The sequence below is a fragment of the Halogranum amylolyticum genome (assembly GCF_900110465.1).
Lineage (GTDB): Archaea > Halobacteriota > Halobacteria > Halobacteriales > Haloferacaceae > Halogranum > Halogranum amylolyticum.
Genome location: NZ_FODV01000013.1, coordinates 101,810 through 118,326, shown reverse-complemented (window position 1 = coordinate 118,326; position 16,517 = coordinate 101,810). Strand labels below are relative to the sequence as shown.

Below are 16,517 nucleotides of genomic sequence, written 5' to 3'. Positions count from 1 at the left end.
TTCGGCGAGGACAACGACCAGAAGCAGCGCTCGCAGTCCGTCCAGGACCAGAACGAAAAGCAGAACGGTGAACACAACGACCAGTCGCAGGACGCCGACTCCGAACAGGACGCGCTCCAGAGCCAAGACGGTGAGGACAGCGACCAAGAACAGCGACAGAGCGTCAAGCAGGACGAAGACCAAGAGCAGGACGGCGAGGACAACGACCAGGAGCAGAGCCAGGAAGCCACCGAGTCCGCCGAGCAGATCGCCACCGGTGACGACACCGACCAGGAACAGTCACAGGGCGTAGAGCAGGACGCAGAGCAGGACCAGGAGGGCGAGGACAACGACCAGACGCAGGACCAGGACGCTTCGGCTGACGCCAGCCAGGCGGCCCAGGGTGACGACGTCGAGCAGGACCAGGAGCAGGACGTCGAACAGGACGCAGAGCAGGACCAGGACGGCGAAGACAACGATCAGAGCCAGGAGCAGGAGGCATCGGTCGAAGCCAGCCAGACCGCTCAGGGTGACGACGTCGAGCAGAGCCAAGAGCAGGACAGCGAACAGTCCGCCGAGCAGAGCCAGGATGGCGAGGACAACGACCAGAGCCAGAGTCAGTCGGCCTCGTCGAGCCAGGTGCAGGTCAGTCTCTCCTAGAGCTGACGGCACAGCGACACTCGGTAATGCGGTTTTTTTGCGGAACTCATCGGAGCCGAGAGCGACAGCACCACCGAAGACTGCCGTGGTGAGAGCCGAAGGTCGTCGTGGCGAGAGCTCAGGTTGAGAGACGCCGGAGAAGGAGCGTCAACGCGGCGTGAGGCCGACGCCCTCGGCGAGAAGTTCGTGAGAGCGAAGCGCGTCGTCGTGGTTCCCGACGACGTGTTGGATCATCACCTCGTCGACGCCGACCCGGTCGGCGAGTTGCTTCAGCAGTCCGGCGAGTGTCTCCGGACTCCCGGAGACCGCGCGCGGCCACTCGTCGGCGTCGAGCGTCGCGGGCGTAGGGTCGGGGACGCCGCCGAGTTCGTCGATCGCCTCCTCGACGGAGGGCGTCGTGCCGACGACGCCGCGTCGCATCCGCTTGTACGACGCTTCGGCGACCGCTCGGAGTCGCGCTGCTTCCTCGTCGGTCTCGGCACAGACGGCGTTCACCGCGAGAATCCCCTGCGGTTCGTCGACGCTGCCGGCCAACTGTGAGGGAGAGAACTGGTCGCGATACTCCTGGAAGGAGTGTGCGGCGAACTGCGGTCGGATGAACGCCGCGAAGCAGTACCGCAGGCCGAGCTTCGCTGCGATAGTCGCGCTGGACGGGCTCGACCCGAGCGCCCACGGGATCGGTTCCGCCGCGCCCGAGCGAGGGATCTGGAGGTCGCTGTAGGCGTGCTCGTCGGGGTAGTCGTCGTAGAGATGGTTGACGACACTCTCGATCTTCTCCTCGTGGTCCTCGTCGGGGTTCTGGACGTGTCGCTTCGTTCCAAGCGCCTGATCCGCTGCGGGCGACCCGTTCGCTCGACCGAGACCCGCGTCGATACGGCCGGGTGCGAGCGCGTCAAGCGCACCGAACTGCTCTGCGACCTTGAACGGACTGTAGTGGTTGAGGAGCACCGCACCGGAACCGAGTCGGATCGAGTCGGTCTCGGCGGCGAGATGGCCGAGCAGCACTTCGGGCGTCGTACCCGCGAGTGTGTCTGCCATCCCGTGGTGTTCGGCGACCCAGAACCGAGAGTAGCCGAGTCGTTCCGCCTGTCGCGCCGCTTCGACAGTGTTCGCGTAGGCGTCGGTCGCAGTACCGTCGTCCGGAACGGGAGAGAGGTCGACGACAGAGAGTTCCATATCGAGGTTCGGAGACTGCGAAGGATAACGGTTTGGCTAGCAGCAGTCCGTCGGTGTCCTCTCTGGGATTTCGATGGACGATACGAGGCGGGAACAACAGTGGACGATACGAGACGAGAACCACGGTTAACGGTGTGAGACGAGAACTACGGTGAGCAATGCGAGACGGCGGCAGCACCGGACCGTCTCAGCAGTCGACCGTCTTCACGACGAGCCGTTGTGTGCCCGCCGTATCGGCCTCGACGCGGAGCTCTCGACCGCGATTCGTTCGACGACAGTCGTACTCCGCCTCCTCGCCGTTCAGTGTAACCGACGAGACCGACTCGCCGACGGGAACGACGTGACCGAGGACGAGTTGTCGGAGCGAGACGTTGGGCGTCACGGTCGTCTCGTACGTGTAGTCGGATGAGTCGTTGGTCTGACCAGTGGTCTCGTCGGTCTGGTCGGGCGACTCGGCCGAGACGGCGACGCTTCCGTCACCGACGCGGAGGTTCTCGACGCTCGCCTCCGGCCAGCGGTCGGGGAGGTGAGGGACGACTTCGAGGCGACGACGGCCCATGTCCGGACGGACACCGAGATGCTGGTGGACAACGGGCCAGACGGTACCGTACGCACCCCACGCCTGCAGCACCATCGCCCGTTCGGTCATCGGTAAGTCGAGCGACCGCCCGTACGCCGGCGAGGGAGCGATCTCCGGCATCGCGCCGGGCTGTTCGTCCGGAACGGGGAGCTGGAGCTTCGCGTTCGCGTCGAGATAGCGACCCTGCTGGTCTCGACCGAGTCGACCGTAGTTCCCCTCTCCGACGGCCATGATCGCGGTGTTGAGCGTGAATATCTGTTTTTCCGTACTGTCTTTCGTCCCCGCGAACGTCGTGCGGTCACAACCCGGCGCGCCCGTATGGTACAGCCCTTCGTTGGTCCGGTGGTCGACCTCCTCGTCGTCACCGACGCCACTGTAACACGTCGTCTCTCTCAGATCGAGCGCTGCGTCGGCGTTGTCGGGCGCCGTCAGACCGAGGTGCGGCTGCCCGTTTCGGCGGATTTCGACCTCCATCGGCGTGACACCGATCCAGTGACGTTGGTACACTCGACTCTCGTCGGGGTTCGTGAGCGATCCCGCGTGCTGGGATATCTCTGGGATCCACCACGCGTCCTCGAACGTCCGGCGGAGTTGGTCCGCCTTCCGCTGGGCCCACGAGAGCGTCCGACCGTCTCCTTTGCTGCGAGCCATCTCCGCGAGGTCGTAGAGACCGCGGATGGTGTAGACGGCGACGTCGAGTTTCTCGTCGCCCATCCCCTCGCGCTCGACGTTGCCGTGGCCTTCCAGCCAGCCGTCGTCGTCTTCGTCGAGATTCTCGAAGACGTACTCCATGTTCCGCCTCGTGAAGTCGTACATCTCGTCGCGGAACTCGTCGTCGCCCGTCCACCGCCAGAGGAGGGCGACGGCACTCGGGAATTTCACCGTCTCGTCGGTGTTACCGGGGTCGTCGTTGGCACCGAAGTACATGGAGCCCTCGGTGACAATCTCGTGGACGACCTTCCCGGAACCGTCGTTGAGTATCTCGCTTGCCTCCTTGAGTGCCTCGAGGTGGTCCTTGATGGGTTCGAACTGTCCAACGGCCACGCTCGCGTAGGCCGTGTACTCGCCGTCGGTACCGAACAGCCACTGGTAGTCGGGGAACCCCGCACCGAGAAACCGAACCCGGTCGAGACGGCCTGCGGGTTCGGGGTACGCGCTTCCCTCGTCCGTATCCCGCAGCATCAGATCTGTCGCGACCTGCCGTGAATCCGCGAGATTCTGCTTGCTCCAGTCGATCGACCGCTGGAGACGGGTATCCGGGAGGTCGAGTCGTGTCCGTTCCTGTCGTGTTAGTCGGGATTCGACCTTCTTTTCGAGGGCCTCCTCCGGTTCGTTCAAGAGTGCATCGAGTTCGTCGTGTGCAGTCTCGGGGCCGGTTTCGGAGCCGGCGACGCCGATCCAGACGGTCGTCAGTTCGTCGCCCGAGACGTCGACTTCGTACGTGAGACGCCCGCCGACGCCCGAGTCGAACGCCGAGTCATAGGCTTCCTCGGGTCCGCGGAACTCTCCGTCCATCTCGTGTGCCGTCGGGTGGGTCGACGAACCGACGACTGCTGCCCAGTCGTGTTCGGTCGCGTTCTCTACGGGTGGTGTCCCCGTCTCGCGGAACACCAACCGTCGACCGTCGACAGACACCTCGTCGTCGAGGTTGAACGTCTCCTGACTCGGCGTCGTCCACCCCCACGGATAGGCGCTCATCAGCTCCGACTGCGCGTCGACGGTCAACGTCACCGTCCGGTCCTCGTCGCTGTCGAACCGGAGACCGAACAGCGCACCACGGCGTCCGTCGGGGACGAAGTCGGCCCGTTCGACCGTCAGGTCGTCGTGTTCGAACGTCATCGTGACGTGGCCGTATCCGGAGGTAAAACTGGTCGCGTCGTCGAGCCACTCCCCGTCGACACCGAACCAGATGCCGTCGAGGAGTTTCAGCGGTGGCGTCCAGACACCGCCCATCTCGCCTTGGATGTGCCACCCCATCGGTGGGAATCCGCCGGATTCGGTACCGACGACGTACCCACGTGTTCCGGTGGCGACGTATCGACGGTCGGCTAGACGGTCGGCCACCGACAGGGCTGGCGCTCCGACGCTCGTCGTCTCCGTTGCTTCCGGTTCCGCTTCGACGTCTGCGTCCGAAGACGACTCCGAGCGAGTCGCTGCGACGGCAGAGCCAGCGAGTGGAACTTGCGACAGCACCGCTCCGACGGCGGTTCCTCGGAGGAGGCGTCGACGGGTCGTCCGTGCCGATAAGTGGTTGTCGTTGTCACCCATGGAACGACGTACAGAGGAATCTGATTAAACTATTGTGGCAAATTTGATACCCTAACTACGTCCGATAGTGAAAATTCGGTCGACCGAGACACTCGGCGAATGGTTCGGCCGACTCGACGAGCGGTTCCTCGTGTTCTCGGTCAACGAGTGTCGAGACAGTGGCTGGCAGGCAACTACGGCGTTACGGTCTCGGTGGTCACTGCGACGCCGGTTCGTATCTTGCCGTCGGTCCGCACTCGACCCTTGGTCTGCACCCTGCCATCGGCCCGAAAACAAGTGAGAATGTACACTCTACCCGTCTGTGGTTGTTCCGACAGGAACGTCGGAAACGAGGGGTCCGGGACGTAGCTAGTCGTGAGCGTTGAGACCGGTCGGTGGACGACGAGAACAGGTCACGAGAGTACATCGAGGGTGGTGACTACCTCGTAGGTTGTGACTATCTCGTAGGTTGTGACTATCTCGTAGGTTGTGACTATCTCGTCTACCGAGAATCGAGGTGAATAACTCGGGGCACCACTCCAAGCGGGGTCACGAGTTCGAGAGGTGGTCCGTCAGCGATTCGAAGCGAGTATCGTCGCGAATGATCTCGTAGACAATCTCCGGTTCCTCGACGAGACGGTTCAGCAAGGTGATCCCGCCCGACCGACCGAGATTCTCTTTTCGGTTGTCGACGATCCCCAGGAAAGCCAACTCTTTGAGGATATCCCGGAAACGTCGCTCGGAACGAACGTCCTGTCCGATGTTGTCACAGATGTTCTGGTACTGTCGATAGACCAACTGCGTCGGGAACTCTTCTTGCTCGGAGTTCAACGACAGGATCGCGAGCGCGAGCAACGAAGCTTTCGCCTGCTGTGGGATGCCTTCGATGAGTTCTCTGAATCGGTCTTTCTCTGCCTTGGTCCGCGCGTCTTTGACGTGTTGCTCGGTAACGTGGTCGGCGTTGCGCTCGTAGGCGATGTTCCCTGCGTGTCTGAGGATGTCGATCGCTTTTCGCGCATCACCGAAGTCCGACGCCGCGTACGCTGCACACAGTGGAATCACTCCCTCTTCGAGGACGTTGGGTTTGAACGCGTCACGTCGATGCTGGAGGATCTCCTCGAGTTGCTCTGCGTCGTAGGGGTGAAACGAGAGCTCCTTCGGCTGTAGGCTGCTCTTGACGCGTTCGTTGAGGTCGTCGGCCCACTCGATCTTGTTCGAGATCGCGATCACACCGATTCGACAGTCGGTGTTCCCCGACTCCCCCGCACGCGAGAGTTTCATTAGAAGGTCGTCGTCTGCCATCATGTCGGCCTCGTCGAGGATGATGATGACTACGTCATAGAGTGACTCGAGTGTCCGCCAGAGACGCTTGTAGTAGGCTGCCGTCGAGAGACCCCGCTCCGGGATCTCGAAACCCGTCTGGAGCGAGTCGTTGAACGAGCGGGCGAGCGTGGACGCTGCCTGTGTCTCGGTGTTGTCGGTCGAGCAGTCGAGATACTGGAACCCGATCTCGACGTCCTCGTGAGCGTTGTTGACCGCCTGAGACGAAACGTACTTCGAGACGAGCGACTTTCCGGTACCCGTTTTCCCGTAGATGATCACGTTCTCCGGCGAGTACCCCTGCACCGCACCGCGGAGTTCCTCCGACAACTTCCGAATCTCTTCGTCTCGTCCCACGATACGATCGAAACTCGGGATATGACTGATCTCGAGCAAACTCTTGTTCGCGAAGATCGGGTCCTCCTGCTGAGAGAAGATCTCCTGTGCGATGTTGATCTGCTCCTCGTCTCGAGAGCCACGCTGATTTTCGGGCACAGACTGATCTTCGGCTCGGTCCGTCAGCTCGGACGCCGACTGGTCTGTGGATCCAGTCGTCGGGTGGTCAGCCGACTCGGACCGATCCACGGACGAACCATCCTCATCCTCGGACGAACCGTCTTCCATGCCCAGGTGGTTACAGACTACAATCTTAAAACCATAGGTTCTCGCCGAACCCCTGGTTCCGTCGTTTATCGGTAGATACCGTCCCTGTAAACCGAGTAATCGGAGGATGAAGTGGTATTACGGGGAAGAGGTACGTTTCCGTCGTTCGCGGAGAGAACCCCCCTCGTTTCCGACGTAACTCGGGGATAGAGTTCTCGTAGGGTCGGTTTCGCACCTATGGCGTCGAATGGTACACGAACCGCGTTTCCGACGTTCGACCCCGACACCCCCACCCCACGTTTCCGACGTTTCTACTGCACGAGAGTGGGTGCGGCGAACTATTGGTAGGGAAAGCATTATTATTAGTGGGAAGAAATAGTCCGCCAACTTAATAGAGAAAACTAAGAAAGAGGATGGCGGTGGTTGAATTGTGTTGTCTCGACGAGGTCCGAACCCGACCTCGAGAGGGGGGGAGGTCCCCTTGAGTCTCAGAACGTCGGAAACGTGGGGTGGGGGTTAACCGTCAAGTTCGACGTCGTTCCACCCGTCGTCTCTCGTGATGCTCTCGTCGTGTGTCCCAGACGCTGTTCTCGCCAATGTCTCTTCCGTGCTTTCGAGGCCTCTTCCGTGCTTTCGAACCGTTCCGTCGGTCTTCGCACCTCTCTCACACTCTTCGATGTCCCTTTCCCGATTAACGTCGGAAACGTGGGGGGTGGGGGAGGTCGGGCGAGCGGCGAGATGGGGCTGAGGACTTCGTCTCGAGAACGTCGGAAACGTGGGGTGTGGGGGGAGGAATGCGATACAGTAACAGACGGTGTCACTGCGCGCAAGAACGTCGGAAACGCGGGGGGGTGGGGGAGTACCGAACAGAAAGAGAACGCCACTGTCGTCGGGCGACGCACCGTCGATCGATTACGCGCTGTTCAGATCGCCGCCGTCGACGACGATCGACTCTGCCGTCACGTACGACGAGAGATCGCTCGCGAGGAAGAGACACACCCCGGCGACGTCTTCGGGTGTACCGAAGCGGCGTAGTGGCAGTGTCGACTTCAACTGCTCTCCCTCCTCGGTCCCAACGATCGGCGAGTCCTCGGTCGTCATCGCCGTCTCGATGACCCCTGGATGAACGACGTTGACGCGGATTCCGTCCGGTCCCAGCTCGCTCGCCAAGGCGTACGAGAACAGGCGGACACCGCCCTTCGACGCCGAGTACGCCGTGATTCCTCCGTACCCCGCCATCCCGGCCACGCTCGACATGTTAACGATGCTCCCACCGTCACCCCGTTCCACCATCGCCAGCGCCGCTGCCTTCGACCCGTGGAAGACGCCGTCGAGGTTCACTCGCATGAGCGTGCGGTACTCGTCCATATCTAACTCGACGAGTGGCGCTTGAGGTCCGACGATCCCGGCGTTGTTCACCATTACGTCGACTCCGCCGAACTGTTCGGCCGCTTCGACGGCGGCGACGCAGTCGTCGTAATCAGTGACGTCACACTCTACGAACGTCGCCTCACCGCCCTGGGATTCGATGTAGGTGTGTGTCGGCTCGCCGCCTTCACGTGGCTCTTCGCGGATGTCGGCGACGACCACTGACGCACCGTGTTCGGCAAACAGTTCCGCGATGGCCCGCCCGTTACCACTCGCCGCTCCCGTAATCACCGCTGTTCTGTCTTCGAGGAGTGACATACAGACTATAGTTCATCTCCAATAACATAACTCTCTGTCCCGAGTTGTCGCCCTCGCAAACACCGCTCGACCGTGCTCTTTCGAGTCACTCTGATCGACGACTCGTGAGGAAGTTCTCGGAACCGCCGACTCCGAAGTGCGATTACTCGAATCGTACTCGCATACCGTTCGTCATTCTGTCGATAGTCTATCTCTGATTTATTTAATATTCTGTCCACTTCTGGTATTTTGAGCGTACAAATGTCTAGTAACCACACTCTAAATCATAAGAGCTATAATTATCTCCTCCAATCGTCCTCACAGAATGTTTGACGAGGCAGAACGTGATGGTAAGCGCACAAATTCGCAGACGGAACAGCAGGACGACGACGGCGGGTCGCTGCTGGAGCGACGTGACGTTCTGAAGATGGGGGCAGCAGCCGCCGCCGCTGGCCTCGGGACGGCAGCCACGAGCGGGACCGCCGCGGCCGCGACGGAGCGCCACGGTATCCAGTTCGAGAGGGTCGTGAACGCCGTCGAGGACCTCGGGATGGATCCCGAAGGGAACGACCCCATCGACGATGCGCTTCAGGGGACGCTCGACGACGAGAACACGCTCGTGGAGTTTCCGCCGGGAACCTACTACGTCAAAGACGAACACGCCGAGGGCGAACTGAACAACTGGGGTATTCGCGGACTCGGCGAGAACCCCTCGGACGTCCGGTTTGTCTCCGACTCTGGGACTTCGCAGTTCGTCCTCCGTGTCGGTGGCGGGACGGGCCTTCTCGTCGAGAACGTCGCATTCGACTACGGAGACGAGAAGGAAGGCAGTCTGGGACTACTCCTGAAGGCGAACGACAAACTCCGCGTGCAGGACGTTGAGTTCATCGGATTCAACCCGACGGCCGGCAACGGTGCCGTGGACAATCTCAGTCCGCAAGTGCTCGACGAAGACGGGACGGCCGTCGTCGACGGTCTCGTCCGGAAGGGGCCGACGGATATCACCTCTCACGGTCATCTCGGGAACGACTCCAACGAGGGCTGTATCTGGCTGGGCAAGAAACACGTCGGCGAACTCGTCGTTCGGAACTCGCACATCGAGAACACCGGGACGAACGCGATCTACGCGCGGCGGTGTCCGGGCGACGTAAAGGTCGAGAACTGCACGTTCAAGAACAACAACCAGACGTCGCTGCGTATCGGCGGTGAAGGTTGCCACGTCAAGGGCTGTGACTTCATCGTCGACACCGAAGCGACGCCCGACGCCAACGGGGGAAAACTCATCAACCCCCACGGAATCATGTGGGAGACCGGCTCCCGCGGCGAGAAGGGTGGCTCCATCGAAGACTGCAACTTCGTCTATCGGACTGCTCCCTCGAAGACCACCGCGGCCGTCTGGGTCGACGGCTCTGCCGGCGAGATGGCCATCCGAAACAGTCGTTTCGAACTGGAAGCTTCCGACGTCGCTGCCGTCCGCATCGACGACCCCACCGACCCCCGACTCGGCGACACCGCCGCGAAACCCTGGAACGTCGAGCTCGACGGCGTCAGCGTCACCGGCTCCTCCTCGGGCTCCGATCCGACCGTCCAGATCACTAACCGTGACGGTTCAGTCGTCCGCAACTGCTGTCTCCAACTGACGGGTGACCGCGACGGTATCGCGTTCGAGAACTCCGACGACTCGACCATCGCTGACACCACCGTCAACGTCGCCGGCCAAGAGACGATTCTCGGCGACTCGAACGTCTCGACCGAGAACGTCTCCAACTCCGGCTCCTGTCCGGCACCCAACCCACAGTAGACGCTCCGATCTCCGCTCTCTCGTTTCGACACACTCGCTGAACTCTTCACCGACTACGGATGTTTTTCGTGGCGACTGTCGACGACGAGGTTATCGGCTGGACTCACTTCTACAAATAAGCAAGGCGAGTGCCTCGGGGTCAAGCCCCGAGGCAGTTCACGCCCCCGAGCTGGAAAAACTTCGCCATACTGCTGAGATAACTGTTGGTGTGCTCGAAGACGAGAAACTCCGTGAAGAGATGTTCCTTGCTACCGTAGTAGTAGTGAACCAGCGATTTGCTTCGCTCTGCCTCGGCAGCGATATCTCCGACTGTGAGGTCTGCGTATCCATGCCGGCAGAGAGCACGATAGGTCGCCTCCAAAAATCTCTGTGGTTGGGTCGCCATCCATTATTCGTTACTCGCACTTACTAACTAGTTAGTCAAAGATCTTCGGGACTGTGAGAGAGTCGATACCGTGTCTCTTGAGACGCGATAAACAGCACCCGAATCGTTCACTCGGTAGTATCTCTTCCTCTCCCAACTACCCGGTCAAAACTGTTATCTTCCTCTCGACACACTCGTTGTGTAATGGCTGACCCAACGGAACGCACCTTCTCAGAGCCGACCGAGGCGATTATGCAGGCTACCTATCGGGCGCTTCGAAACTACGGCTATGCCAATCTCACAATCAAGCGAATCGCTGAGGAGTACGGGAAATCGACTGCTGCCGTTCACTACTACTACGACACGAAGGATGACCTCCTCGTCGCGTTTCTCGATTACCTCCTTGAGCAGTTCGTGGGCTCGATACGCAGTGTTGAGACAACGGATCCCGAGCGGCGACTAGAGATTCTGCTCGACGAACTCCTCGTAACACCCGAGGAAAATCGGGACCTCCTGGTTGCGATACTGGAGATGCGGAGCCAAGCACCGTACAAGGAGACGTTTCGCGACCGGTTCCGGCAGAACGACGACTACATCCGATATATGCTTAAAGCGGTAATCAACCATGGTATCGACGAGGGTGTATTCGACGACGTCGACGCCGACCACGTGACACGTGCGTTGATGACGATCGTCGACGGAGCCCAGACTCGAGCGGTCGTGCTGGACGACACCGCACTCGCGACGGCCAGACAGACTGCGTCCGAGTACGTCGACGCGATGTTGATGCCGGAGAGCCACGACTGACGTCGTATCGCTCCTTTCATCGGGATTCGGGGAAGTGTTGATATTCTCCGAGGACGCAATTACTTCGTGACTGCAGAAGGCGAGAAATCTGTTGGTGTGAAAACAGCATCAGCCCAGCTAGTCGGTTCGACATACGATTGGGCTCATCGCGTGCACGCTGGGTAGCGATCGGGGTGAGTGCTGCACTCGAGTCAGCCGATACTCATCCGCTGACGCTGTTCTCGGATGCGATCGGGCTCGCCGCCTTTACTACGACAGGCACCATCGTTGCAACGCAAGCCGACATCCCGGTGTTCGGCGTCGTCACAATTGCGACGATCAACGCCGTCGGAGGTGGTGCCGTAGCGGATATCCTGCTGGATCGCTCTCCTTTCATTCTGTTCGACGACTTCTACAGATAAGTAAGGCGAGTGCCTCGGGGCTTTATAGTGCGTAAGGGAAGTTTTGGGGGTGGGGTGAGAGAGGATACCAATGAGCAAAGACCGTCGAAAAGAGATCGTGCGGCATCTGAGTGAGGAAGATCTCGATCGGTTGCTTTCGGAGGCGGACGATCCGAAGGTCGTCCGCCGCCTCACCTTCGTCAAGAATCTCTACGAGGGCGACACGCTCGAAGAGGCCGCCAACCGTGTCGGCAAGTCCGAATCAACCGGCAGTCGCTGGGCGCGTCGCTGGAATGAAGGTGGCCTCGGCCAACTGACGCCGAACTTCGGGGACGGACGTCCCCCGAAGCTCGGCGAAGATCAACAGCAACAACTGCTTGAACTCCTCCGCGATGGCCAGCCGTGGAAACCACAGGAGATTCAGCACCTTCTCAACGAGGAATTTGGCGTCGAGTACCATCCGGTGTATCTCAGTGAGTTCCTCAGAAACCTCGGTCTCTCCTACGCAATCCCTCGATCAAAAAGACCCTCTCGGCCGGATAACGCCGAAGACATTCTCGACGAGCGCGTCGACGACGCGCTCGACGAGCACCAAGATGAGCCTCATAACAAACGCGAGGGCGACGATGAGAAAGGCTGGGTCGGTGATGACGATGTCTGCACAGATGGTGGAACCGTTATCGGCTTTTTTGATGCGTCACATCCCCAGCCGTACGATAACTCACGTCGGATGTGGTACGTCGATGATCCGCACATCGAACGACCGCTGGTTCAGATTTTTGAACCAGCGGTCGGGTTCTACGCACTCAACGGCGAGAGCGTGGTAAGTTTCCCGGAAGATCAGACGAAAGAGCGAATCTGCGAGTGTCTCGAACGGATCCGCGAGCAGAATCCTGCGAGGCGGATTCTGCTCGTCTTAGACAATCACTTCGCGCACACGTGTGAGTACACGCGGAAACGCGCTCATCAACTGGGTATCGATTTCGTCTTTCTGCCGGTTGGATCGCCGGATCTTAATCCAATTGAGCAGGTTTGGAAGAGCCTGAAATGGGAAGCATCGCCGCTGATCGTCGAGAGCGCGGAGGATAGTTCGCAAGCTAAGTCCTGGGAGTAGGCCAATTGTAAGCGCCCGTTCCGACCCTTTTGGAGTACGAATCGATGGATTCGTAGTTGCAATACTTCTCTTACTCACTAATTCCGCGCTCTCATCGGAGACCTGTTCGCACGGCTCACCTCCAAACTCAGCTTCGCCAAGTCCTGGATTGATGAGTTCCTCGACTCTCGGTTGCAAATCTTATCTTAGGGACTATGACCCCGAGGCAGTTCACGGCTGGTCACTTCCGACTGCACAGGTACTGGGATTAACACGTGAGTAGGAGGTCAACAGTTACCGAGAGGGAGACAGGTAGTGCCCGAGTCGTACGCTGTTTGAGTCGCTCAAAATGGTTCGATCATCGTCGACTGGTTACTCGGTCGGACACCTCTCATAGCCAGTCCTCGCCCCAGGCGTCGAGCGATTCGAACACGGGACAGAGGGCATCTCCCTTCTCAGTCAGCGTGTAATAACTCGCGACCGGCGATTCGAACTCCTTTCGGTTCTCGATGAACCCTTGCTCCTCCAGGTCGTCGAGCACACGCGAGAGCGTGTAGGAGCTCGCGCCCGTCGAGCGCTTGAGTTCGTTGAAGCGCTTTTCACCGTCACGCAGGTCGTTGAGGATGATAAGCTTCCACTTCGCCCCCATCTCTTCGACAGCTCCAACGACGTTGCAGACGTCTGCATTCCGCCGTTCGACCTCGGTGTCTTCGTCAGTCTCAGTCGATGGTGGTTGGGTCGCCATTACTTGGTTACACTATTGTTGCCTGAGCTATATATGGGTTTGGAAACAAACTAGGTAATGTAATGGAACTACAACACTCGACGGTGCTCGTGACCGGCGCGACCGGCAATATGGGCCCGTACGTGACGGACCAACTCGTCAACAGTGATGCCACCGTTATCGGTACCTACGTCACCGACACAGCGAGAGATGACGTCGAAACCCGCGCTGAGCACGCCGACGCGGTGTCGTACCACCAGGTCGATCTAACCGATCAGGCAGCGGTCGAAGCGTTCGCTGAGACTGTGGCCGACGAACAGGGGTCAGTCGATCACATCGTTGCGCTGGCTGGCGGGTTCTCGATGGGTGGCGTCAGCGATACCGACGGCGATGCATTCCAAGCCGCCCTCAATCGCCACGCCACGACGGCGTTCCTGACCGTCAAGACCTTCGCGGACCACCTCACCTCGCAAAGCGGAGTCGTTCTGTTCAGCTCAGACCGCGCAATCGATCCGGTCCGAGGAACGCTCGCGTACAACGTGGGGAAGGGCGCGGTTCGCACGCTGACCGAGTTGCTCGACGTCGAACTCGATGCCCGCGTCAACGCGCTCGCCCCGTTCCTCATCGACGTTCCGGGGAACCGTGAGGCGATGCCCGATGCCGACTTCTCGGAGTGGACTGCCCCAGAGGCCATCGTCGACGAAGTGTTCCACTTACTGACAAACGAAGGCGTGAGGGGTCAGATCGTCCAGATGACCGGCGGCCAACCGGAGGTAGCGCCCTAATGGCGCTGGAGACCACGGCTGGCGGCCTCGCCTTCCTGATGGCCCACTCGTCGGTGCAGTGGTGATCGCGCTGTTCTTCCTCGGTGTGACGCCCGTCATGCACGACTTTTGGTCGGTCGACGACCCCCAACAACGGCAGGCCGAGATGACGAACTTTCTGAAGAACGCCACGCTCTTTGGCGCTGCGCTCGTACTCGTCGCGCTTAGTGGAACCGCCTGGCCGTACGCGCTCAACATCGGTCTCTAAGATGTCCACCATGACCACGTCATCAAATACAGACACGCTCCCGCAGGGGACGCATATCGGTCGAACTGCACTCTGCGTCAATGACCTTGACGAACTGACCGAGTTCTACCGAACCGTCGTTGGCCTCAGTGTGCTCGAAGAATCCGATACCTGGACGGTTCTCGGTGTTGCGGACACCCCGCTACTCGTCCTCGAAGAGGATGCAGACGCACCTACACGGCATCGGTCAGGCACCGGACTCTACCACACAGCTTTCAGAGTACCCTCACGGGCGGCGCTCGGTGACGCGCTGGCGCGGATACGAACTCACTGGCAACTCGGTGGTGCATCCGACCACTGGGTCAGCGAGGCTCTGTACCTCACTGACCCGGAAGGGAATGGGATCGAAATCTACCGCGACTTCCCACGGGACGAGTGGCCCCGCAGTGACGACGGTCGTGTTCGGATCAGCACAGAGCCGCTCGATCTCGACAGCATCGAAGCCGCTGCCGCAGGTGACGCCCAGGCACCTTCTGGAACGGATATCGGACATATACATCTCGAGGTCTCTTCGCTGGACGCGTTCAGGGACTTCTACGTGGACACCCTCGGGTTCGAGGTGCAGACGACAGTGCCTGCCGCGTCCTTCGTGTCCGCGGGTGGATATCACCATCACATCGGAGCGAATACGTGGCATCACCGAACAGCCCCTGTCAACGGACGTGGGCTGTCATGGTTTGAGATGATTGTCCCAGATCAGGATGCGCTCACTGCTGTTCAATCGCGACTGGAAAGCAGCGAGATACCAGTGACTGAGACCGATAACGGTCTCGTCATCCACGACCCTGACGGGATCAAGGTTCAAATTCAGGTCGACCCGTCTGATATGTAGTCTAATTTATATATAAGCTCGACACAAGTTCTTAGCTCGGACGAATAGCTCTCTCGAAGAATGATCGAATTCCATAAAAATACGGTGTGCCGCTACGTCACTGAGAGGTACAAGAGATGAGCGACTGAAGTGTCCAACGCGCGTGAGGAGGCTCTCGATTCCACGCAAGGGTGGCTGATTGTCGGGCTTGGCATCTGTATCCTCACGATGCACAAGGGCGAGTGTTGGGCGATCAACCCTGATGCGTACGACGCACACACAGCGAGTTTGATTGGCCTCGCGGCCGTGAGCGAACAGTTCGAGGGCGATTACTACGACGAGAACCCAGATTGGGACGCGAATCTCCCAGACCTCGACGAGTAGGAGGATACAGACGCTGATACGGAGCAGGCCTAATGTATGAACGCGGCGTAGTCGTCGTCGCAGCGGGCCCATTCGGGCATACTCCTATCGAGCGTATCTGCCGATGGCTCAGTCAATTCTCGGTTTGATCAAGATTATGTGCGTTATGTAGATTCCACTAGAACACAGGAAACAGTGGTGTGTGCTGGAGTCAAGGTTGGTGTCGTATTAACTAACATAAGCGCACCAAATATCGGATTTGTAGATTAATTCTCAATTCGGTTTTCTCAGTGCTCGTTACGGGAGATTTTCAGTGACGTTGACGAGGTCATCTTCGGTTTGCCACTGATAGAGTCGACCCTCCTGGTCGAACAACTCAAAAACGCCGTCCTGCATCCAACCGAACGGGTGTTCCTCGCTCTCATATTGCCGCTTGAGGACGTGACTCTTCGAGAAGTATTCAGTCGTGCCGACGAGCAATCCCTGTTCGACGAGGAAATCACTCGGGTCCTTTTCAGTGACACCGACAAGGTATGTCACGAGGTCAGCAATGAGACAGAATTTCTGAATGCTGTTGTCCCACTCGCCTCGGATATCGACCATGCGGAACGCGTAGCCATCGGGACGGCGGTTGAGCCGGTCAACTACGAGATTCAGCCGACGAATTGGTTCTCGGTCGTAGTTTCCGAGTACGAAATACGAGCGCTCGTTCTCGTAGGCTGGTGTGAGCTCGCTGAGTGCGTGGAGAATCTCCTCGTTATCCGTGAGTGAGATCTCCTCTTGGTCGAGTTGTGTCTTCGCACTCGTGAGAATATCGTCGGGGACCGATGCCTCTTCGTCGCTCATATGTTCACTGTTTCACCGGTGTGAGAG

At 59.6% G+C, this 16,517-nt stretch carries 12 protein-coding genes and 4 pseudogenes; 9 read left to right on the top strand and 7 right to left on the bottom strand.

The annotated features are described in order from the left end of the window. A pseudogene (locus tag BSG17_RS18480) lies at positions 1-639 on the top strand (hypothetical protein); the annotation flags it as partial. 147 nt (positions 640-786) lie between these two features. Here the strand turns inward: BSG17_RS18480 and BSG17_RS18475 are convergent. The 4 genes from BSG17_RS18475 to BSG17_RS18460 form a co-directional block, all read right to left on the bottom strand. Continuing rightward, positions 787-1,815: an LLM class flavin-dependent oxidoreductase gene (locus BSG17_RS18475; protein WP_089826744.1), complete on the bottom strand. Its 1,029-nt coding sequence runs from the start codon at positions 1,813-1,815 to the stop codon at positions 787-789. A 187-nt stretch (positions 1,816-2,002) separates the two neighbouring features. Next, on the bottom strand, positions 2,003-4,663 hold the full coding sequence (locus BSG17_RS18470; protein ID WP_089826742.1) for a glucosidase family protein: 2,661 nt from the start codon (positions 4,661-4,663) through the stop codon (positions 2,003-2,005). Between the two features lie 528 nt (positions 4,664-5,191). After that, a complete protein-coding gene (locus tag BSG17_RS18465; protein WP_244531595.1) occupies positions 5,192-6,418 on the bottom strand; it encodes a Cdc6/Cdc18 family protein in 1,227 nt (408 codons plus the stop codon). Positions 6,419-7,477: 1,059 nt separating this feature from the next. Then, positions 7,478-8,251 carry an SDR family oxidoreductase gene (locus BSG17_RS18460; RefSeq protein WP_089826739.1) on the bottom strand — a complete coding sequence of 258 codons (774 nt, stop codon included), beginning with the start codon at positions 8,249-8,251 and terminating at the stop codon, positions 7,478-7,480. Positions 8,252-8,555: 304 nt separating this feature from the next. On the opposite strand from BSG17_RS18460, the gene BSG17_RS18455 reads away from it, so the two are divergent. Next, positions 8,556-10,031 carry a right-handed parallel beta-helix repeat-containing protein gene (locus BSG17_RS18455; protein ID WP_089826738.1) on the top strand — a complete coding sequence of 492 codons (1,476 nt, stop codon included), beginning with the start codon at positions 8,556-8,558 and terminating at the stop codon, positions 10,029-10,031. A gap of 214 nt (positions 10,032-10,245) precedes the next feature. On the opposite strand, the pseudogene BSG17_RS27920 reads toward BSG17_RS18455, so the two are convergent. Next, positions 10,246-10,420: pseudogene (locus BSG17_RS27920) on the bottom strand (TetR/AcrR family transcriptional regulator); the annotation flags it as partial. A gap of 179 nt (positions 10,421-10,599) precedes the next feature. Between BSG17_RS27920 and BSG17_RS18445 the strand changes: the two are divergent. The 3 genes and pseudogenes from BSG17_RS18445 to BSG17_RS18435 form a co-directional block, all read left to right on the top strand. Beyond that, positions 10,600-11,202 carry a TetR/AcrR family transcriptional regulator gene (locus BSG17_RS18445; protein ID WP_089826736.1) on the top strand — a complete coding sequence of 201 codons (603 nt, stop codon included), beginning with the start codon at positions 10,600-10,602 and terminating at the stop codon, positions 11,200-11,202. A gap of 161 nt (positions 11,203-11,363) precedes the next feature. Further along, positions 11,364-11,597: pseudogene (locus BSG17_RS18440) on the top strand (TRIC cation channel family protein); the annotation flags it as partial. A gap of 76 nt (positions 11,598-11,673) precedes the next feature. Further along, a pseudogene (locus BSG17_RS18435) lies at positions 11,674-12,669 on the top strand (IS630 family transposase); the annotation flags it as partial. 397 nt (positions 12,670-13,066) lie between these two features. Here the strand turns inward: BSG17_RS18435 and BSG17_RS18430 are convergent. After that, positions 13,067-13,420 carry a winged helix-turn-helix transcriptional regulator gene (locus tag BSG17_RS18430; protein ID WP_089826734.1) on the bottom strand — a complete coding sequence of 118 codons (354 nt, stop codon included), beginning with the start codon at positions 13,418-13,420 and terminating at the stop codon, positions 13,067-13,069. Positions 13,421-13,482: 62 nt separating this feature from the next. On the opposite strand from BSG17_RS18430, the gene BSG17_RS18425 reads away from it, so the two are divergent. The 4 genes from BSG17_RS18425 (at position 13,483) to BSG17_RS18410 (ending at position 15,665) form a co-directional block, all read left to right on the top strand. Beyond that, a complete protein-coding gene (locus BSG17_RS18425; protein WP_089826732.1) occupies positions 13,483-14,184 on the top strand; it encodes an SDR family NAD(P)-dependent oxidoreductase in 702 nt (233 codons plus the stop codon). Between the two features lie 61 nt (positions 14,185-14,245). Continuing rightward, on the top strand, positions 14,246-14,431 hold the full coding sequence (locus tag BSG17_RS18420) for a hypothetical protein (protein ID WP_089826730.1): 186 nt from the start codon (positions 14,246-14,248) through the stop codon (positions 14,429-14,431). Positions 14,432-14,441: 10 nt separating this feature from the next. Further along, complete coding sequence (locus tag BSG17_RS18415; RefSeq protein WP_089826758.1) at positions 14,442-15,302, top strand: VOC family protein; 861 nt, start codon at positions 14,442-14,444, stop codon at positions 15,300-15,302. Positions 15,303-15,431: 129 nt separating this feature from the next. Then, a complete protein-coding gene (locus tag BSG17_RS18410; RefSeq protein WP_089826728.1) occupies positions 15,432-15,665 on the top strand; it encodes a hypothetical protein in 234 nt (77 codons plus the stop codon). Positions 15,666-15,941: 276 nt separating this feature from the next. Here the strand turns inward: BSG17_RS18410 and BSG17_RS28465 are convergent, their stop codons facing one another. After that, the gene (locus tag BSG17_RS28465) at positions 15,942-16,490 is read right to left on the bottom strand and encodes a DUF8170 family protein (RefSeq protein WP_089826726.1); all 549 of its coding nucleotides are present in this window, start codon (positions 16,488-16,490) and stop codon (positions 15,942-15,944) included. Positions 16,491-16,517 lie beyond the last annotated feature (27 nt).